At 34.7% G+C, this 17556-nt stretch carries 18 protein-coding genes; 9 read left to right on the top strand and 9 right to left on the bottom strand.

All coding sequences use genetic code 11. From position 1 onward, the window contains the following. Nucleotides 1-190 precede the first annotated feature (190 nt). The 3 genes from LPC23_RS02515 to LPC23_RS02505 are packed head-to-tail and all read left to right on the top strand — an operon-like array spanning nucleotide 191 to nucleotide 3663. Entirely contained in the window at nucleotides 191-2155 is a 1965-nt protein-coding gene (locus LPC23_RS02515) for a LysM peptidoglycan-binding domain-containing protein (protein WP_229330846.1), read from the top strand. 13 nt (nucleotides 2156-2168) lie between these two features. Next, on the top strand, nucleotides 2169-3209 hold the full coding sequence (locus LPC23_RS02510; RefSeq protein ID WP_229330845.1) for a DUF4837 family protein: 1041 nt from the start codon (nucleotides 2169-2171) through the stop codon (nucleotides 3207-3209). Between the two features lie 4 nt (nucleotides 3210-3213). Further along, on the top strand, nucleotides 3214-3663 hold the full coding sequence (locus tag LPC23_RS02505) for a GNAT family N-acetyltransferase (protein ID WP_229326199.1): 450 nt from the start codon (nucleotides 3214-3216) through the stop codon (nucleotides 3661-3663). Here LPC23_RS02505 and LPC23_RS02500 read toward each other — a convergent pair. From LPC23_RS02500 to rnpA, 3 genes are all read right to left on the bottom strand, one after another. Beyond that, entirely contained in the window at nucleotides 3660-4481 is an 822-nt protein-coding gene (locus LPC23_RS02500) for an OmpA family protein (RefSeq protein ID WP_229330843.1), read from the bottom strand. The two genes, LPC23_RS02505 and LPC23_RS02500, sit on opposite strands and share 4 nt — an antisense overlap. Further along, a complete protein-coding gene (locus LPC23_RS02495; protein ID WP_229330841.1) occupies nucleotides 4481-6118 on the bottom strand; it encodes a S41 family peptidase in 1638 nt (545 codons plus the stop codon). The genes LPC23_RS02500 and LPC23_RS02495 overlap by 1 nt, the downstream gene beginning before the upstream one ends. A gap of 70 nt (nucleotides 6119-6188) precedes the next feature. Next, complete coding sequence (rnpA, locus tag LPC23_RS02490; protein ID WP_229330840.1) at nucleotides 6189-6584, bottom strand: ribonuclease P protein component; 396 nt, start codon at nucleotides 6582-6584, stop codon at nucleotides 6189-6191. A 125-nt stretch (nucleotides 6585-6709) separates the two neighbouring features. On the opposite strand from rnpA, the gene LPC23_RS02485 reads away from it, so the two are divergent. From LPC23_RS02485 to LPC23_RS02475, 3 genes are all read left to right on the top strand, one after another. After that, nucleotides 6710-7444: a lysophospholipid acyltransferase family protein gene (locus LPC23_RS02485; protein ID WP_229330838.1), complete on the top strand. Its 735-nt coding sequence runs from the start codon at nucleotides 6710-6712 to the stop codon at nucleotides 7442-7444. An 11-nt stretch (nucleotides 7445-7455) separates the two neighbouring features. Beyond that, on the top strand, nucleotides 7456-8442 hold the full coding sequence (locus LPC23_RS02480) for an acyl-ACP desaturase (RefSeq protein ID WP_229330836.1): 987 nt from the start codon (nucleotides 7456-7458) through the stop codon (nucleotides 8440-8442). Nucleotides 8443-8517: 75 nt separating this feature from the next. Further along, complete coding sequence (locus LPC23_RS02475) at nucleotides 8518-9171, top strand: HD domain-containing protein (RefSeq protein ID WP_229330834.1); 654 nt, start codon at nucleotides 8518-8520, stop codon at nucleotides 9169-9171. A 3-nt stretch (nucleotides 9172-9174) separates the two neighbouring features. Here LPC23_RS02475 and LPC23_RS02470 read toward each other — a convergent pair whose 3' ends face one another. The 6 genes from LPC23_RS02470 to LPC23_RS02445 all read right to left on the bottom strand — a co-directional run bounded on the left by LPC23_RS02470 (nucleotide 9175) and on the right by LPC23_RS02445 (nucleotide 14445). Continuing rightward, nucleotides 9175-9579, bottom strand: a complete 405-nt coding sequence (locus LPC23_RS02470) for a hypothetical protein (protein WP_229330832.1) — start codon at nucleotides 9577-9579, stop codon at nucleotides 9175-9177. 22 nt (nucleotides 9580-9601) lie between these two features. Then, complete coding sequence (locus tag LPC23_RS02465) at nucleotides 9602-10384, bottom strand: enoyl-CoA hydratase/isomerase family protein (protein ID WP_229330830.1); 783 nt, start codon at nucleotides 10382-10384, stop codon at nucleotides 9602-9604. 11 nt (nucleotides 10385-10395) lie between these two features. Then, on the bottom strand, nucleotides 10396-11868 hold the full coding sequence (locus LPC23_RS02460) for an ATP-binding protein (protein ID WP_229330827.1): 1473 nt from the start codon (nucleotides 11866-11868) through the stop codon (nucleotides 10396-10398). Between the two features lie 62 nt (nucleotides 11869-11930). Then, a complete protein-coding gene (locus tag LPC23_RS02455) occupies nucleotides 11931-12470 on the bottom strand; it encodes a CopD family protein (protein WP_229330826.1) in 540 nt (179 codons plus the stop codon). A 78-nt stretch (nucleotides 12471-12548) separates the two neighbouring features. Beyond that, the gene (hemH, locus tag LPC23_RS02450; protein WP_229330824.1) at nucleotides 12549-13568 is read right to left on the bottom strand and encodes a ferrochelatase; all 1020 of its coding nucleotides are present in this window, start codon (nucleotides 13566-13568) and stop codon (nucleotides 12549-12551) included. A gap of 4 nt (nucleotides 13569-13572) precedes the next feature. Further along, nucleotides 13573-14445, bottom strand: a complete 873-nt coding sequence (locus tag LPC23_RS02445; RefSeq protein WP_229326174.1) for an AraC family transcriptional regulator — start codon at nucleotides 14443-14445, stop codon at nucleotides 13573-13575. 230 nt (nucleotides 14446-14675) lie between these two features. On the opposite strand from LPC23_RS02445, the gene hemA reads away from it, so the two are divergent. The 3 genes from hemA to LPC23_RS02430 are packed head-to-tail and all read left to right on the top strand — an operon-like array spanning nucleotide 14676 to nucleotide 17538. Continuing rightward, nucleotides 14676-15932 (top strand): glutamyl-tRNA reductase, encoded by a 1257-nt coding sequence (gene hemA, locus LPC23_RS02440; RefSeq protein WP_229330821.1) that lies wholly within the window; start codon nucleotides 14676-14678, stop codon nucleotides 15930-15932. Continuing rightward, the gene (gene hemC / locus LPC23_RS02435) at nucleotides 15932-16855 is read left to right on the top strand and encodes a hydroxymethylbilane synthase (RefSeq protein ID WP_229330819.1); all 924 of its coding nucleotides are present in this window, start codon (nucleotides 15932-15934) and stop codon (nucleotides 16853-16855) included. The genes hemA and hemC overlap by 1 nt, the downstream gene beginning before the upstream one ends. Continuing rightward, nucleotides 16855-17538: a uroporphyrinogen-III synthase gene (locus LPC23_RS02430; protein WP_229330817.1), complete on the top strand. Its 684-nt coding sequence runs from the start codon at nucleotides 16855-16857 to the stop codon at nucleotides 17536-17538. Before hemC ends, LPC23_RS02430 begins: the two co-directional genes overlap by 1 nt. Nucleotides 17539-17556: the final 18 nt, after the last annotated feature.

The raw sequence follows: 17556 nt of genomic DNA, 5'->3' as shown, positions 1-17556 counted from the left end.
TTATTTTAAATTTTTGATAAAAGATGTAATTTCAAGCTTTTTTTTGAAGTCAAATCGATCAAAAATGTTTAAAAATGGGCTAAAAATTGATTTTTTAACACTATTTATAGAATTTTTCAGTTAGAACCTAGTAAGTTTGTAAAAATGATTATTTAATCGTTTGAAATTAAGCCCCTTGAATGCTTCAGTTATGATTATAAAAAATTTAATATACCCCTTTGTATTACTTGTTTCATTTTCTCTTTTTTCGCAGGAAAATGCATTAAAAAAAACCAGTACTACTTCAGAGAATAAAATTACCGCTCTTGATTCTATCAAAAAAACCTTTGTTAAAGACGATTTAGCAGCTTGTGTAGACAGTTTGTGGTTAAAAGAATTAACCAATTTAGACATTTACAACAATCTTACAGAAGATATTCAAACGATCAATATTGATGAGAAAGTAGAGTATGAATTATCTACAGACTTGTTAAAAGCACGATTACAGGCAATGGACGAGAAATCGCCATTTCATATTGAATACAACCAAGGTTTAGAAAATATCATTAAGTCATTTTTGAAAAACAGAAAACGTTCTTTTGAACGTTTGATGGCAGTTTCAGAATTTTATTTTCCTCTTTTTGAAGAAGCATTTGATAAGCATAATGTTCCGCTTGAAATTAAATATTTAGCTGTAGTAGAGTCGGCATTGAATCCTAAAGCCGTTTCAAGAGTTGGTGCAACAGGTCTTTGGCAGTTCATGTACCAAACAGGAAAACAGTACGGTTTAAAAATTGATTCGTATATTGATGAACGAAGCGATCCGCTTAAGGCTAGTGAGGCTGCAGCCCAATACATGAAAAACATGTATTCTATTTTTGGCGATTGGGATTTAGTTTTGGCATCGTACAATTCAGGACCAGGAAATGTAGCTAAAGCAATTCGTCGTTCTGGCGGACAACAAAATTATTGGAACATTCGAAAAAACTTACCTAAAGAAACACAAGGATATGTTCCGGCTTTTCTAGCCACGATGTATATTTACGAATACCATAAAGAACATGGAATTGTCCCTGAAAAAGCACCAATTAAGCATTTTGCAACCGATACCGTAATGGTTAAAAGACAAATGTCTTTCAAACAAATATCCGATTTGATTGATATTCCAGTGGCACAATTGCAAATTTTAAATCCATCCTACAAATTAAATATCGTTCCTGCCTACAAAGATCAAACGCATTTTTTGAGGTTGCCGCAAGATAAAATGGCAATTTTTACTTCTAATGAATCTAAGATTTATGCTTACGTGGACAAAGAAGCCAATTTACGCGAGAAACCATTTCAAATTGTTAAACCAATTGTTGTTCAAGATTCCGTAAATACATCACAACGATTAGCACAAGCCAAAGTGCGTTATTATCGTGTAAAACGAGGAGACAATTTAATTAGCATTGCTAAGAAATACGATGTGGCTGTTGAGGATCTTAAAAAGTGGAATAACATTAATGGAAATTGGGTAGCCTATGGCAAAAATCTCAAAATTAACGCCACTGATGTAGAACAAAAAACTACGGCTGTAGCCAAAGTGAACACAATAAAAGACAGCATTAAAACTTCTATTGCATCATTCTATGTGGTTCAAAAAGGAGATAATTTAAGCGCTATTGCTAAGAAATTTAACACTACTGTTGCTGATATTCAAGAGTGGAACAAGCTTAGCAGTACAAATGTTTCTTTAGGAGCTTCGCTTCAAGTTGTGCAAAACCCAACAGAAAAAGAAGAAGTCGCCGATACCGTTGAAAGAAAAGATATTGCTTACAGTGTTCAAAAAGGAGATAATTTAGGCCTTATTGCTAAGAAATTTGGAGTAAGTGTAAAAGAATTAAAACAATGGAATAACTTAAAATCAAATGCTATTGCTGTTGGAAATAGCTTAATTGTAGCCAAGAATGAAATTGTAATAGATACTAATAAAGCTACTGTATCTAGTTTCAAAAAGAAAGATAATTTTCTGAGTTCAAACCAAAAAGAGTCGGAATATTATGTAAAAAAGGGAGATTCGTTGTACACGATTTCTAAAAAATACCCAGGTGTTACCATCTCTGATTTAAAGAAATGGAATAATATCAAAGATGACGAATTGAAACCAGGGATGAAATTAAAGATAAACGGTTAATTAAATGAATCGAATGCCAAATTCAATTGGGGCAGGATTTAATACTCTATTTAGGATGATGAAGGCGTCCTATTTTTTATACTTTTTACTTTTTATTTTAGTTGTTTCTTGTGCTAAGAAAGAGCAAGAAAACATTCGCCAAACTTCAGGTAAAATCAACACGATTTCGGTACTTATTGATGATCAATTGTGGAATGGTGAAATTGGCGATAGCATCAGAAATAAATTTGCTTCAGCTGTAATTGGACTTCCTGAGGAAGAACCATTGTTTACCATCAATCAATATCCAGTCAAATTATTAGAAGGTTATGCCACAAATAGCCGTGCCATTCTTGTAATTAAAAAAGGGGTAAAAACGCAATTTGAAATCAAGAGAAATCAATACGCTACTCCTCAAAATGTATTTCATATATCCGGGACAACTGCCGAAGAAATAGTTCTTTTACTTGAAAAACATTCGCCAGAAATAATTCAGCGTATTGAAGGTGGTGAAATAGCAGAAAGTCAAAGAATCTTTAGTAAATCAGCTAGTACGCATTCAATTATAAAGAAACTATTTCAGGTTGGTTTACAAGTCCCATCGGATTTTGAATTAGTGATGCGAAAACCCAATTTTATCTGGTTGAAGCACAACAACAATGGCGGTAGTAGTAGTTTACTAGTATACCAATTCCCATTATCAATCATTAAAGCTACCGCGATATCAAGTTCAATTCGTACCATGCGCGACTCGGTTGGAAAATATATTCAAGGTACGGAACCGAATACGCACATGATTTCTGAAACAGGATATACCCCTTATTTTTTTAAGACAAAAATAGACAATCGACTAGCTTACGAAACTAGAGGCACTTGGCAACTTCAAAACGATTATATGTCCGGTCCTTATATCAATTACACCATTATCGATTCTGTTCAAAAAAGGGTAATTGTTTTAGAAGGATTTTGTTACTCTCCCTCTAAAGAAAAGAGAGATACTATGCACGAGTTAGATGCAATTATGCAATCGGTTCAACTACTAAAAAACACTACTTTTACCCCACATAAAAAATAAATTCATGGCATTAGAATGGAAGATTAAATCATTTGAATCACTTTCTGTACACGAGTTGTACGATATTCTTCGTTTGCGAAGCGAAATTTTCGTTGTTGAACAAAATTGTGTGTATCTTGATCTAGATGGTAAAGATCAAAAAGCATTACACCTATTTGGCACTTTTGAAGGAAAAATTGTGGCTCACGCCCGACTTTTAAAACCTGGAATTTCTTTTGTTCATGCCTCAATTGGTCGTGTTACGGTCGATGCAAAATACAGAGAGCGCAAGTGGGGACATGAATTAATGCGTCAAGCCATTGAAGGAATTTTAGAACATTATGGAGCAACTCAAATTACAATTGGAGCCCAACTGTATTTGAAGAAATTTTATGAATCGCATGGATTTGTACAAACAAGTGAAATGTACTTAGAGGACGATATCCCACACATTCAAATGGATAAAAGTAATTAAGATTTTATAATTACTATTTCCACTCTTCGGTCTAATTCAACAGCTTTACCCAACGGAAATCGATTGCCATATCCTTTAAATGTCATTCGAGAAGGGTCTATTTTTCGCATTACAAGGTAACGGTAAACTGCTTTTGCTCTGTTGTATGAAAGCTTCCGGTCTCTGGTTACTTTGTCTAAAGCATCTGTATATTGAGGCGGCGTGCAACAAACATGTCCTTGAATTTCAAAAACAATAGTTGGATTGTTTTTCAAGTAAGCAATTGTTTTATCTAAAATTATTCTTGAATTCAAATCTAAATAGCTACTTCCTGTTTCGAATTTTACGTGTTCCAAATAGATACGATCCCCTTTTGTATGTGGAAATTGAAACTCAGTATAAAGCTTCGGAATTCCCATAAAATATTGAGATTGCAATGTTTTTTTTACAAAAACTACCACTCTCCTATTTTTAGATCGAGTTTCATTTAAGTCGGAAATAGTGTCTTTATTCACCATAATTCTACCTTTTCCCTCTAGGGTGATTACTTTTTTTTGAGGAATACCTAGTCGCATTAAAACCGCCTCAACCGACTGAACTCGACGGTTTGACAAATCAATGTTATATAAAGAAGATCCTCTATCATCACAGTAACCAAAAACACTAATGGATTCGATGTGACTACTGTCAATTTTTTGAAAAAAATCACAGAGTAGGTCTTTTTGAGTTTCTTTAAGATGATCTTTATCTAAATCAAAATAGACAGTATGTGAGGCTTTATCTTGTGCAAAACCACTCAAGACTAACAGTAACAATCCTATTTTGAAAAAGTTATTCATTACATTTTTAAGAGGGTATTATACTCTGAAGTGGAGTTTAACACTTGTGTGGCTCTTTTGATTTCAATATTATTTTTGAGATAAAATTGATACAAACCTTCTTGATATTGGTAGCGCTTGATTAGTTCTTCTTGTATTAAATGTTTAATTTCTCTTTGATTTTTATCCAATAACGCATTTTCGCTTTTTTGTAGCGCAATTAATAATTGTTGGTATTCTATAGCAATCGCTTCGTCGATTTGCTCTTTTTTGGCTGTAGCCAAAGTATTTTTCAATGCTAATTCAGTTTGGGTGTTAAAAGAAAATTTAGACGTTTTTAAAAACTGTTTGAAATCTTGGTAATCCGATTCTGAGATATTTGGAATCGTATTGCCTAGGTTTGGATTTTTAAAATAATATTGGGTTGCAAAATTGAAAATAGCATCATTCCTCTCTAATGCTTCTGCAATAGGACTTAATTTTGTTTCTTCGATTGCTATATCAGGCTGAATACCACCACCATCATAGACAGTTCTTCCTTTTTTAGTTTTAAAAGCAGTATAATTTTTCTCGTCACGTTTTGTGGCAATTCCGTTTTTGTCCTTGCGGGTATAATCTAAGGCTTGAATACAACGACCCGATGGTGTGTAGTAACGAGAAATGGTTACTTTTAATTGCGTCCCATAGGTCAAATCAACCGGCCTTTGAACCAAACCTTTCCCAAAACTTCGACTACCAACAATCACCGCGCGATCTAAATCCTGTAAAGCTCCCGAAACAATTTCAGAAGCCGAGGCACTTCTTCCATTAACAATAATCGCTAGCGGAATTTCAGTATCAACAGGCTCTTTTGTTGTTTTATAGACATTGTTGTGTTTGTCGATTTTCGATTTTGTGGTAACAATAATTTCGTTTTTAGGCACAAATAAATTGCAAATTGTCACAGCTTCGTTTAACAATCCACCTGGATTATCGCGTAAATCTAAAACGATACGTTCAGCGCCTTCTTTTTTGAGTTGTTCCAAAGCATTTTTAGTTTCTAATCCTGCTTTTTTGTTGAAGTGTGCCAATACAATATAACCCGTTTTCTCATCTATTTTTCCATAGAACGGCACCGATTTGATTTCGACTTCGTCCAATACAATTTGGGTAGCATTGGTTTTTCCTTGACGAATGTATTTGATGTCAATTTTAGTGTTTTTTGCCCCTTTTAATAGTTGCGATGCATCGTCTTTGAAGTCGGCTATGAGTACATCTCCAATTTGGATAATTTCATCACCCGCTTTTAGTCCGGCTTTGTCTGCAGGGAAATTTTTATAGGGTTCTTTGATGATTAATCGGTCTTCTTTACGAGTAATTAAAACCCCAATTCCAGTATATTCTCCTGTATTGTTGATTTTAAATTTTACCACATCTTGCTCGTTGAAGAAAACAGTGTAAGGATCAAGACTGGCCAACATTCCTTTAATGGCTTTATCCATTAATTCGCCGGGATTGGTCTCGTCCACATAGTTTTTATTCAATTCTTTGAATAGCGTGGTAAAGATTTCAATTTGCTTGGCTACTTCAAAAAAATCTTCCTTGAAACTAGCGCCAACATACAAAAAGCCAGACGCTATAACAGGAATAATATATTTTTTTTTGAATGCAGAAATCATAGTAACGAAAGCTTAGATTGAATGGTCTAAAATAAGAATAAATTAGAATACTCTACGTTTTGGTGGTAGTTTATTTTACTTCTTCTTGTTTTGAATCCTGAACTTGCGCTAGGAATTTTTCAAATAATTGAACTGTTTTGATGTTGATTTCTTCAAACGACAAGCGGTCTTTGCTTTGGTAAAAAAGCATTAACGCATAAGGCTGGTCGAGCTGTTGTTTTAACAAATGTTGATTCAAACGATACGACTCACGCAAAAGACGTTTAAAATAATTACGATCAACTGCTTTTTTGAAGTATTTTTTAGAAACCGAAACACCAACTTTTAATTGTTGCTCGTCTCCTAAAGCACCCGAATGATACACTAAACGCAAAGGGTATTTAGACACCGATTTTCCTTCGGAAAATAGTAATCCGATGGTGATTTTGCTTTTTAGTTTTTCGTTTTTTGGATAATTAAAATTCATTTCTGGGAAAAATACCACTTATTTTAGAGTTCAAAGGTACAATTAAACCCTAAATAGGCGTTATTATTGAGGATTTAATTAGTCCTAAAAATTTATTTTGTATTATTGTACTTCATTTACAACGCATGCAAAAATTAGTTTCATATCCCCTTTCCATAATTTACTATTTGTGTTTCGGATTTTTTTTGGTTCTTTTTCACCCAATCCAATGGTTTTGTTTCAATGTTTTTGGTTATCAGGCGCATAAGAAAAGTGTGGATTATCTCAACTTTTTTTTAGTGCGTTGCACGAATCTTTTAGGAACGACTTATCAGTTTGAAAACACCGAAAGTATTCCCAAAAATGTCCCAATTATTTTTGTGGCGAATCATCAGAGTTTGTATGATATTGTAGCTATTATTTGGTATTTAAGAGATTTTCATTGCAAGTTTGTAAGTAAGAAAGAGCTTGGTAAAGGAATTCCAAGTGTGTCCTATAATTTAAATCACGGAGGTTCTGTATTAATAGACAGGAAAGACTCAAAACAAGCCATTCCGTTAATAAAAGGATTGTCTGAATACATAGAAAAAAATACGCGATCGGCATTAATTTTTCCTGAGGGAACAAGAAGTAGAACTGGACAACCAAAGTCCTTTGCGCAAAGCGGATTGAAAATATTATGTAAGCATGCTCCATCTGCTTATGTGGTACCAATTACCATTAACAATTCATGGAAAATGGTTCGATTTGGTGCTTTTCCAATGGGATTAGGCAACCGCCTCAAATTTACAATTCACCAGCCATTAAAGGTGAGTGAGTTTTCATTTGAGGAGTTAATGGAACAAACGGAAAAGGTAGTAGTAGAAGGAATACAAATTTAACAATAGATATAATGTCAATTAAAAACATTCGTTTAGAAGTAATGCAGTTTTTGGAAAAGAACGTGGATAGCTTCGTAGAACAGTACCTAATTCCAGTAGAAAACATTTGGCAACCAACTGATTTCTTACCGGATTCACAAAGTGAAAACTTTTTTGAAGAAGTAAAAGAACTAAGAGAAATTGCTAAAGATTTACCCTATGATTTTTGGGTAGCTATGGTGGGAGATACCATTACCGAAGAGGCTTTACCAACGTATGAGTCTTGGTTAATGGAAGTAGAAGGAGTTAATAATTTAGAAAGAAACGGTTGGTCGAGTTGGATTCGTCAATGGACTGGAGAAGAAAACCGCCACGGAGACGTATTGAATAAATACTTGTATTTGTCTGGACGAATCAACATGCGTGAAGTAGAAATTACTACCCAACATTTGATTAACGACGGATTCGATATTGGAACAGGAAGAGACCCGTATAAAAACTTTGTTTACACGAGTTTCCAAGAGTTAGCGACTTACGTTTCGCACAATAGAGTATCACAAATTGCCAAAAAACACGGAGATAATAAACTGTCTAAAATGTGTAAAATGATTGCAGGAGACGAAATGCGTCACCACCATGCGTATAGCGAATTTGTGAACCGAATTTTTCAAGTAGACCCGAGCGAAATGATGTTAGCGTTTCAATACATGATGAAGCAAAAAATTGTTATGCCGGCTCATTTTTTAAGAGAGTCTGGGCAAAAAATCAGTTCGGCTTTTGAAAATTTCTCTGATTCAGCACAACGTATTGGAGTATACACTGCGAATGATTATGTAGAAATTATGCAAAAGTTAATCGACAAATGGGAAATCGATAAAATTGGTAATTTGACTGATGAAGCTGAAAAAGCGCGTGATTATTTAATGAAATTACCTGCAAGAATGGCTAAAATTTCAGAAAGAATAGTGATTCCTCAAGAGTCGTATATCTTTAAATGGGTAGAGCCTGCTACATTGTAAAAAATGAGTATTTTTAAATAAAATTTAAAAGCTGAATTATAATGATTCAGCTTTTTTTATAAAACCATTTTCAATATGAGCATTACTAATTTGATTGATCAAACGATAGAATTTGTAAAAACAGCTTTAGCTCAAGCCGAAGGCGGTCACGATTGGTTTCATATTGAGCGTGTGTATAAAAATGCCTTGTTGATTGCTGCATCTGAAAATTGTGATTTAGAGATTGTTCAATTAAGCGCTTTACTTCACGATATTGCAGATAGTAAATTCCATAACGGAAATGAAACCATAGGACCAAAAACAGCGCGCACTTTTTTAGAAGCTCAAAATGTTTCTTCCGAAACTATAGACCACGTAATTGCGATTATTGAAAACATTTCGTTCAAAGGCGGCAGAGTAGAGAGGAAATTTTCTTCTATTGAATTGGATATTGTTCAAGATGCAGATCGTTTGGATGCTATTGGCGCCATTGGGATCGCTAGAACATTCAATTATGGAGGGTTCAAAAATAGAACATTATACAATCCTGAAATAGCTCCCAATTTGTCTATGACAAAAGAAGAATACAAAAAGAATGAGGCGCCTACCATCAATCATTTTTATGAAAAACTATTGTTGTTGAAAGACAAAATGAATACTGAAACTGGAAAACAAATTGCCCAAGAACGCCACCGTTATATGGAAGGTTTTTTAGAACAATTTTATGCTGAATGGGAGGGGAGAAAATAAATATTAGTCTATTGAAAGTTGTTTCTCTTGCATTTCTAAAACCACATCTGAAGCACTTTTAAAAGTAGGCGCCTGTTCTACAATACTACCTACTCTTTTTTTGTTTAATTTGAAGGTCAAATCGTTTTCTGTTGTGAACAATAAAGCGGTCAAAAACGGATTGTTCAAGTACGAAGAAAGTACAAAAAAGGCTTCTTCTAGCGTATGAAAACTTTCTACTTCCTCCGTTTTGTATCGCGAAATAAGCGAAATACGCACTTGGTCATCCACTAGAACGGGACGCATATAAATATTTTTCAATTCGGTATCGCCAATGGTTTTTGCCAAGGTTAATTTGGCAAAAGTATACTGTGCCATACTTTCTTTTACACTTTCCCAAAAAAGGGCAAATTCAGTTTGAAAAGACATTTGTTTGATTTAGATTTTCGAATTATTTCCCGATAAAATTGGCTTTTCTTTTTTCTAAAAAGGCGGTTGTTCCTTCTTTGAAATCATCAGTACTAAATAATTTGCCAAAAGAATTTATTTCTGTTTCATACCCATTTTTAGATTTGTCAAAATTTGCATTCACAGCTTGGATGGCTTCACTAATAGCAACAGGCGCATTTTTACAAATTTTTTGAGCTAAACCTTGGCAAAATTCAATTAGTTCGGATTGAGGGACAACATGATTCACCAATCCATATTCTTTCGCTTCGGCAGCTGAAATCATAGTGGCTGTTAGAATCATTTCCATTGCACGTCCTTTTCCTACGAGTTGAGGTAAACGTTGTGTGCCACCATAACCAGGAATCAATCCTAGTGTTACTTCTGGCAATCCCATTTTGGCATTGTCTGATGCCACTCTAAAATGACAGGCCATAGCTAGTTCCAATCCGCCTCCTAAGGCAAATCCGTTAACAGCAGCAATGACAGGTTTTTTTAAATTTTCAATGTGGTCAAATACTTTTTGGTGTCCCTCAGCAGCGAGTTGTGTTCCTTCTTGAGCAGAGAAATTAGCAAATTCAGCAATATCAGCACCAGCCACAAATGCTTTTTCTCCACTTCCAGTTAAGATTATAACTTGAACAGTATCATCTTTTTCTAAATCAGAAAACGCAGCGTGTAATTCTGCAAGAGTATCTTTATTTAAAGCATTGAGTTTAGTTGGACGATTCAATGTAACCAATGCTATTTTGTTTTCTATAGCAATCAATAAATTTTCGTAGTTCATAAAAGTATATTTTAAGTATTTAAAATCGGCAAACTCACTTTAAAGATAGTCCCTTGACCGTATTGAGTTTCAAAAGTAATGTTTCCTTTGTAATTTTCTATAATATTTTTGATGATACTTAAACCTAGACCCATTCCACTATTTTTGGTAGTAAATTTGGGTTCAAATATCCTATTTAAATCTTCTTCTTTAATTCCAATTCCGTTGTCTTGTACACTTATTAAGACCTTGTTTTCCATTTTTTTGACCTGTACTACAATCGATTTGGTTTCTTGTTGGTCTGATATGGCTTGAATGGCGTTTTTGACTAAATTCGTAATGATTCGTATCAATTGTGTACGGTCAATTTCAGCAATTATTTCTTCCGTTTCTTTTTCGAATACCAAGTAGTCTTCGTTGAAAATATCCAATGCTAATTCGACTACTTCGATTACATTTAGCGTTTCGTTTTGTTGAGCAGGCATAGAAGCAAAATTAGAGAAAGCCGAAGCTACTGAACTCATTGTGTCAATTTGCTGAATTAAAGTTTCTGAGTAATCCTTCATTTTTTGTTTGATTTCCGGATCATTAGGTTCAAATTTTCGTTGAAAACTTTGCACAGTCAAACGCATTGGCGTTAGCGGATTTTTAATCTCGTGAGCGACTTGTTTTGCCATTTCGCGCCACGCTTCTTCACGTTCGCTTTGAGCTAACTTAACGGCACTGATTTCTAGTTCGTCCACCATCGCATTATAGGATTTAATCAGCAAATTGATTTCTTTACTGCTGGCTTCAACCCTAATTTTTTCGTTTTTCTGATCTAAACTGGTTTCACTTAATTTATCAGAAATCGTTTTAAGTGATTTGGTAATATAGGTCGAAAGAAAATAAGCCAACCCAAAAGCAACAATAAGCATGAACGAATATACCTGAGCCAATCGAATCAAAAAACCATTCAATTCTTTTTCGTAAAAACCATCGTCTTCTACATAGGGAAGATGCAATATTCCTAAAGGTTTGAATTTGTCGTCCTTGATTTGGCTATAGGAAGATCGGTTTTTTAAACCGTCAATGGTTTTGATATCAACGAAGCGTTTTTCGATGGAGGAACGCACTAATTTCAAAATGTACTTTGGTATAGGCAAAGCCACTTGATCCACTGAAAATGATTCTTTGGAAGATTTAAGGAGTTTTCCGTCTAGGGTATAAATATTGATTTCGATGGCGTGAATTTGCGCCAATTCGTGAATTTTATCTTTGAAAATCAAAGGTAAATTAGTTGGTGTTAAAGGATAAGTAGTAGTCGAAAGCACATAATTAATATGCTCTTTTACTTCATTTTCTTTATCTTCTAGACGCTCTTGGTGGTATACCCTTGCTTCGTTTTTAAACTGAATAATCGAGATAGATGCTAAAATGATAGAAGCCATAATAATCAATACAATCATCGATAGGAAAATCCTAGTTCGAAGAGAAAGCATTGTTATTTTGAAGTTTTTAAACATATTTTAGGCTACAGACAATGTAAAAGGCAACAGGAACTTTTGCCTTTTGGCTAATGCCTTTTTTACTTTTTCTCTCTTATTCGTTTGTAAAATTTAAATCCTAACATAATCAGAATTGAAAATAAAAAGATGCCGATTACGCCATAAATCCAGTTGACAGCATCTTTTAGAATTACTAAAAAGACGACCGCAAAAAGAATTATAGTTGCACCTTCATTCCAAATCCGCATAAAATTAGAACTATACTTCACTTTATCGTGTTGTAATTCTTTAAATATAGCATGACATTTAAAGTGGTATGCGATTAGAAAAACTACAAAACCTAACTTCACTTGCATCCAAGGCATTTCTACAAATGCAGGATTTATGTGCAACAAAGAAAGTGCAAACAGGGTTGCTAAAACCGCACTAGGCCAAGTGATGATGTACCACAAACGGTAACTCATGATTTTGAACTGCTCCTGCAAAATTTCTTTTTCTGGAGAGGGTTTTTCTGAAGCTTCAATTTGGTACACAAATAGACGCACGATATAAAATAATCCCGCAAACCAAGTGATGACAAAAATAAGATGCAACGATTTTAGGTAGTTATAGTATTCCATAATTATTAATTGTTAACCACAGATTCGCAGATTTTTTTTGAAATCTGCGAATCTGCGGTAAATAACACTAATTCATTTTTATTTTTTTGCTTCAAATTCTTTAATCCAATTCGCCACAACACCACACCATTCGTCTTCATCGTTCATACATGGAATAGCTATAAACTCTTCCCCACCGTGATGTAAAAACTCTTCGTTAGCTTCCATGGCAATTTCCTCTAAAGTTTCCAAACAATCGGCTACAAAAGCTGGAGTTACCACTGCTAATTTCTTAATTCCTTTTTCAGGCATTTTATTTACTTCAACATCGGTGTATGGCGTTAACCATTTATCACCCGCTAAACGAGATTGGAATGTTTGACTGTATTTTCCTTCTGGAATACCTAATGTTTTCACTACTTGTTTTGTCGTTTCATAACATTGGTGACGGTAACAAAATTCGTGTGCAGGCGAAGGCGTATTGCAACAAGAACCATCTATTTTACAATGCGATTTGGTAATATCAGTTTTACGAATGTGACGTTTTGGAATTCCGTGATACGAAAACAACAAATGATCGTATTCAAAACCTTCTAAATGTTTTTTGATAGAATTGGATAGCGCTTCAATGTATCCTGGTTTATTGTAGAACGCTGGAACTGTTGTGAATTTCATGTTTGGGAAATGCTTTTGACGCAATTCTTCTGCCAACACCAAAATGGTTGTGGTAGAAGCCATAGCGTGTTGCGGATACAAAGGGAAAAGCATCACTTCTGTCACGCCTTTGTCGTGCAATTCTTGCAATCCTTTTAGGATGGTCATAGTTCCATATCGCATGGATAATGCCACAGGAATGTCTACCAAAGTTTTCACTTTTTCGTGCATTTTTTTAGAAATCACAATTAATGGTGACCCTTCATCTGTCCAAATTCTGGCATAGGCTTCGGCTGATTTTTTTGGACGGGTTTGCAAAATAATTCCTCTAACTAACAAAGCACGTAATAAAAACGGAACATCAATTACGTATTTATCCATTAAAAACTCATCCAAATACGGCTTTACGTCTTTAGCTGTTGGACTTTCCGGTGAACCCAAATTGACTAATAATACTCCTTTCATTTTTTTATAAATTGGTGTTGATTGACATTAAATATTTCTTTGGTGTGGTGGCAAATTTTTTCTTAAAAGCCGCAATAAAATGACTTCCGGTACTGTAGCCAATTTTTAATCCAACTTCGTTGACATTATAGGACCCGCTATCGAGTAATTTACGCGCATAGTCCATTTTGTAATCAAAAAGGAAGCCATAAACGGTATCCCCATAAATTTGTTTGAACCCCATTTTTAATTTTTTCAAATTGAGCCCAACTTGGTCAGCTAACTCTTGCAAACCAGGCGGTTCAGCCATATTGGCAATGATAATTTCTTTGGCTTTTTTGATTTTGAATACATTGTCTTCGTCAATTAAAAACGGACATTGTTCTGCATTTGGGTCTTCGCTTTTGTTGAAATACAAACTCAACAATTCGTAACCTTTGCCTTTGTAATACAAATTTTTGATAGAAGGATGTAAACTGTAATGAAACAATTGACTTAATACAATGGCCATTGACGGACTGATATTGCCTTCGTTATAGTATTTTTTGTCTTTATTATCGGGACTTAAAAAAGTAATGTAATTGGCCTCGGTCGAAAACAACGCATGAAATTTTTTGATGGAAATAATTACCGAAATCACCCAAGAATTTGGAGCTAATTCTAAATTCAAAGGCAATTCTTTTTGAGGATTGTATAAGAGAAGCGATTTTTCTTCCTTCAATTCCAAGGCATAATTTCCTTGGTTGAAAATGAATTTAGCATTTCCTTTAATACCAAAATGAAACTGAATCAGTCCGCTACCTACTTCACGTTGTGCATGAAATGGTTCTGCGCCGTCGTTTTGAAAGCGGATGAGTGTAAAGTCTTCTTCAATTTTAATTACCTCTTGTGAACCCATAGCGATATTTTTTAAGTAACTAAACAGGATTATTATCCAAGATTTGGATTAAAAATCGTTCCAAAAACTAATTTACATGGAGATGATTTTACTACAAAAATAGATTTTTTTAATGTAAAAGTACCATTTCGTTTCAAAAAAACATTCAGCGACACAAATAGCACTTATAGCGTTACTTTTATCAAACCCTTAATGATATTTTTGTCCCACTTTTTAGAAAAGTATACTTTATGGAGAACCATCATACATCAAAACCTCATTCTTTTTATGCCGTTGGCCTAAGCTATAAAAAAGCCGATGCCGAAATAAGAGGAAATTTTAGTTTAGATGCACACGCCAAGAACCGTTTACTGGAGCAAGCAAAGCTGGAGGGTATAGAAAGTTTGATTGTAACTTCTACCTGCAATAGAACCGAAATTTATGGATTTGCTGAGCATCCTTTTCAATTGATAAAATTGATTTGTGAAAACAGTAGAGGCACTGTAGAGTCTTTTCAAAAATATGGATTTGTATACAAACATAAAGAAGCGGTCAGCCATTTATTTAGAGTTGGTACGGGTTTAGACAGTCAAATCCTGGGTGATTTTGAGATTATTTCCCAAATCAAGTCCAGTTTTTTTCATGCAAAATCGTTTGGTTTAGTGAATGCTTTTCAAGAGCGTTTAATTAATGCGGTAATTCAGGCCAGTAAAAAAATCAAAACGGATACCGAGATTTCATCGGGAGCCACTTCTGTTTCTTTTGCATCAGTTCAGTACATTCTGAACAATGTAGATGATATTAGCAATAAAAACATTTTGCTTTTTGGCACAGGAAAAATTGGAAGAAATACCTGTGAAAACTTGGTTAAACACTCCAAACACGATCAAATTACTTTAATCAACCGAACTAAAGATAAAGCGGAGAAATTGGCACAAAAATTAGACGTGGTAGTTAAGGATTATGCTGATTTGCAATTGGAAATTCAGAAAGCGGATGTTTTGGTAGTAGCTACAGGCGCTCAGAATCCAACGGTGGATAAAACGATTTTGAATTTGAAGAAACCCTTGTTGATTTTGGATTTATCCATTCCCAAAAATGTGAATGAAAACGTAGAAGATGTTAATGGGGTAAACTTAATTCACATGGATTATTTGTCTCAAATCACAGACGAGACTTTAGAAAAAAGAAAAAAACATATTCCAGCGGCTGAGGCTATTATCGAGGAAATCAAAGAGGAGTTTTTGACTTGGTCAAAAGGAAGAAAATTTGCACCAACCATTCATGCTCTCAAAGAAAAATTACATTCCATAAAAGACGGAGAGTTGCATTTTCAACGAAAAAAATTAGCTGATTTTAACGAAGAGCAAGCGGAGATTATTAGCAATAGAATCATTCAAAAAATCACCAATCATTTTGCCAATCATCTCAAAGATGAAGAAACGATGGTGGATGAAAGTATTGAGTGGATTGAGAAAGTATTTAACATTGGCGCCAACACAAAATAATGAGTAAGACAATACGCATAGGAACCCGTGATAGCGAATTGGCTCTTTGGCAGGCGCACACCGTTCAGAAAAAACTGAATGATTTAGGCTATACCACCGAAATTGTAGCTGTAAAATCGCAAGGTGATATAATTCTTGATAAACCTTTATACGAATTAGGAATTACTGGAATTTTTACCAAAACCTTAGACATTGCTATGATTAATGGTCAGGTGGATATTGCGGTCCATTCCATGAAAGATGTACCCACTGCTTTGCCACAAGGCATTGTTCAAGCGGCTGTTTTAGAACGCGCTAATACTCTTGATATTTTGGTACACAAAGGCAATTTGGACTTTCTAACTTCAGCAGGAACAATTGCCACAGGAAGTTTGCGTCGTCAAGCGCAATGGTGGCATAAATACCCCAATCACCAAGTAGTGGATTTGCGTGGGAATGTAAATACGCGCATGCAAAAATTAGCCGAAAGCGATTGGAACGGAGCTGTTTTTGCCGCAGCAGGTTTGGAACGAATCAATCTCAAACCAGAAAATTATATCAATTTAGATTGGATGACTCCTGCTCCCGCACAAGGCGCAATGTTAGTTGTGGCAATGGCTAATGACGAATTTACCAAAGACGCTGTGAGTCAGTTGAACGATATTGAAACAGAAATTTGCACCTATATTGAGCGTCAATTTTTAAAGACTTTAGAGGGTGGGTGTACCGCACCAATTGGCGCTTTGGCACAATACGACGAAGAAAAAGATACGATTGAATTCAAAGGGGTATTGTTCTCGGTTGATGGAAAACAAAAAATAGAGATCGAAAAATCAGTGGATATATCGGAGTGGAAAAAATTAGGTTTCCATTCTGCTCAAGAAATTTTGAATAACGGAGGTGCCGAATTGATGACGCAAATCAAAGCAATTTTAAAAAAATAATGGCAAATTCAACACGTGTTTTATCGACAAAAGTGCTTTTGAGTCATCAAAAACAAGTCCTGACAGACGTTGGTTTTGAAGTGTTGGAGTCCAATTTCATAGAAGTTGAAACCAAAAGTTTTGAGTTAAATGGAATTAAAGATAATTTGATTTTTACGAGTCAGAATGCCGTACGAAGTTTTTTAACTCACCCACAATTTGAGAAAAATAAATCAGGTCTTCAGCAGAAAAAAGCGTTTTGCGTAGGCGTAAAAAGTAAAACTATTTTGACCGATGCGGGTTTTGAAGTGGTAGCCTATGCTGATTATGCTTCTGATTTAGCCGAGATTATCAGTTTGATTTATGCTAATGGGAGTTATACTTTTTTTAGTGGAAATTTGAGAAAAGAAACCTTGCCGTTGGCACTAAAAAATACTGGAATTGAGTTCAACGAAATTGAAGTATACGAAACGCAGTTGAAACCTCATAAGATTAAGGAGGCTGTAGATGCGATTCTATTTTTTAGCCCGTCAGGAGTAGAAAGTTATTTGAAAAACAATACAATCAAAAAAGAATTGTGCTTTTGTATTGGCGAAACTACTGCTGAAGCCTTGGAAAACAAACACATAAAAAACATTGTAATTGCTGAATTTCCTTCGGTCGAAAATGTAATTACAGAAGTTAAAGAATATTATCATAATTAAACTTAGTGCCTTTGTGGC

Origin of the sequence: Flavobacterium ammonificans (assembly GCF_020885975.1) — a bacterium.
Lineage (GTDB): Bacteria > Bacteroidota > Bacteroidia > Flavobacteriales > Flavobacteriaceae > Flavobacterium > Flavobacterium ammonificans.
The sequence above is the reverse complement of the archived record's forward strand: the minus strand, read 5'-3'. Positions and strand labels throughout refer to the sequence as shown.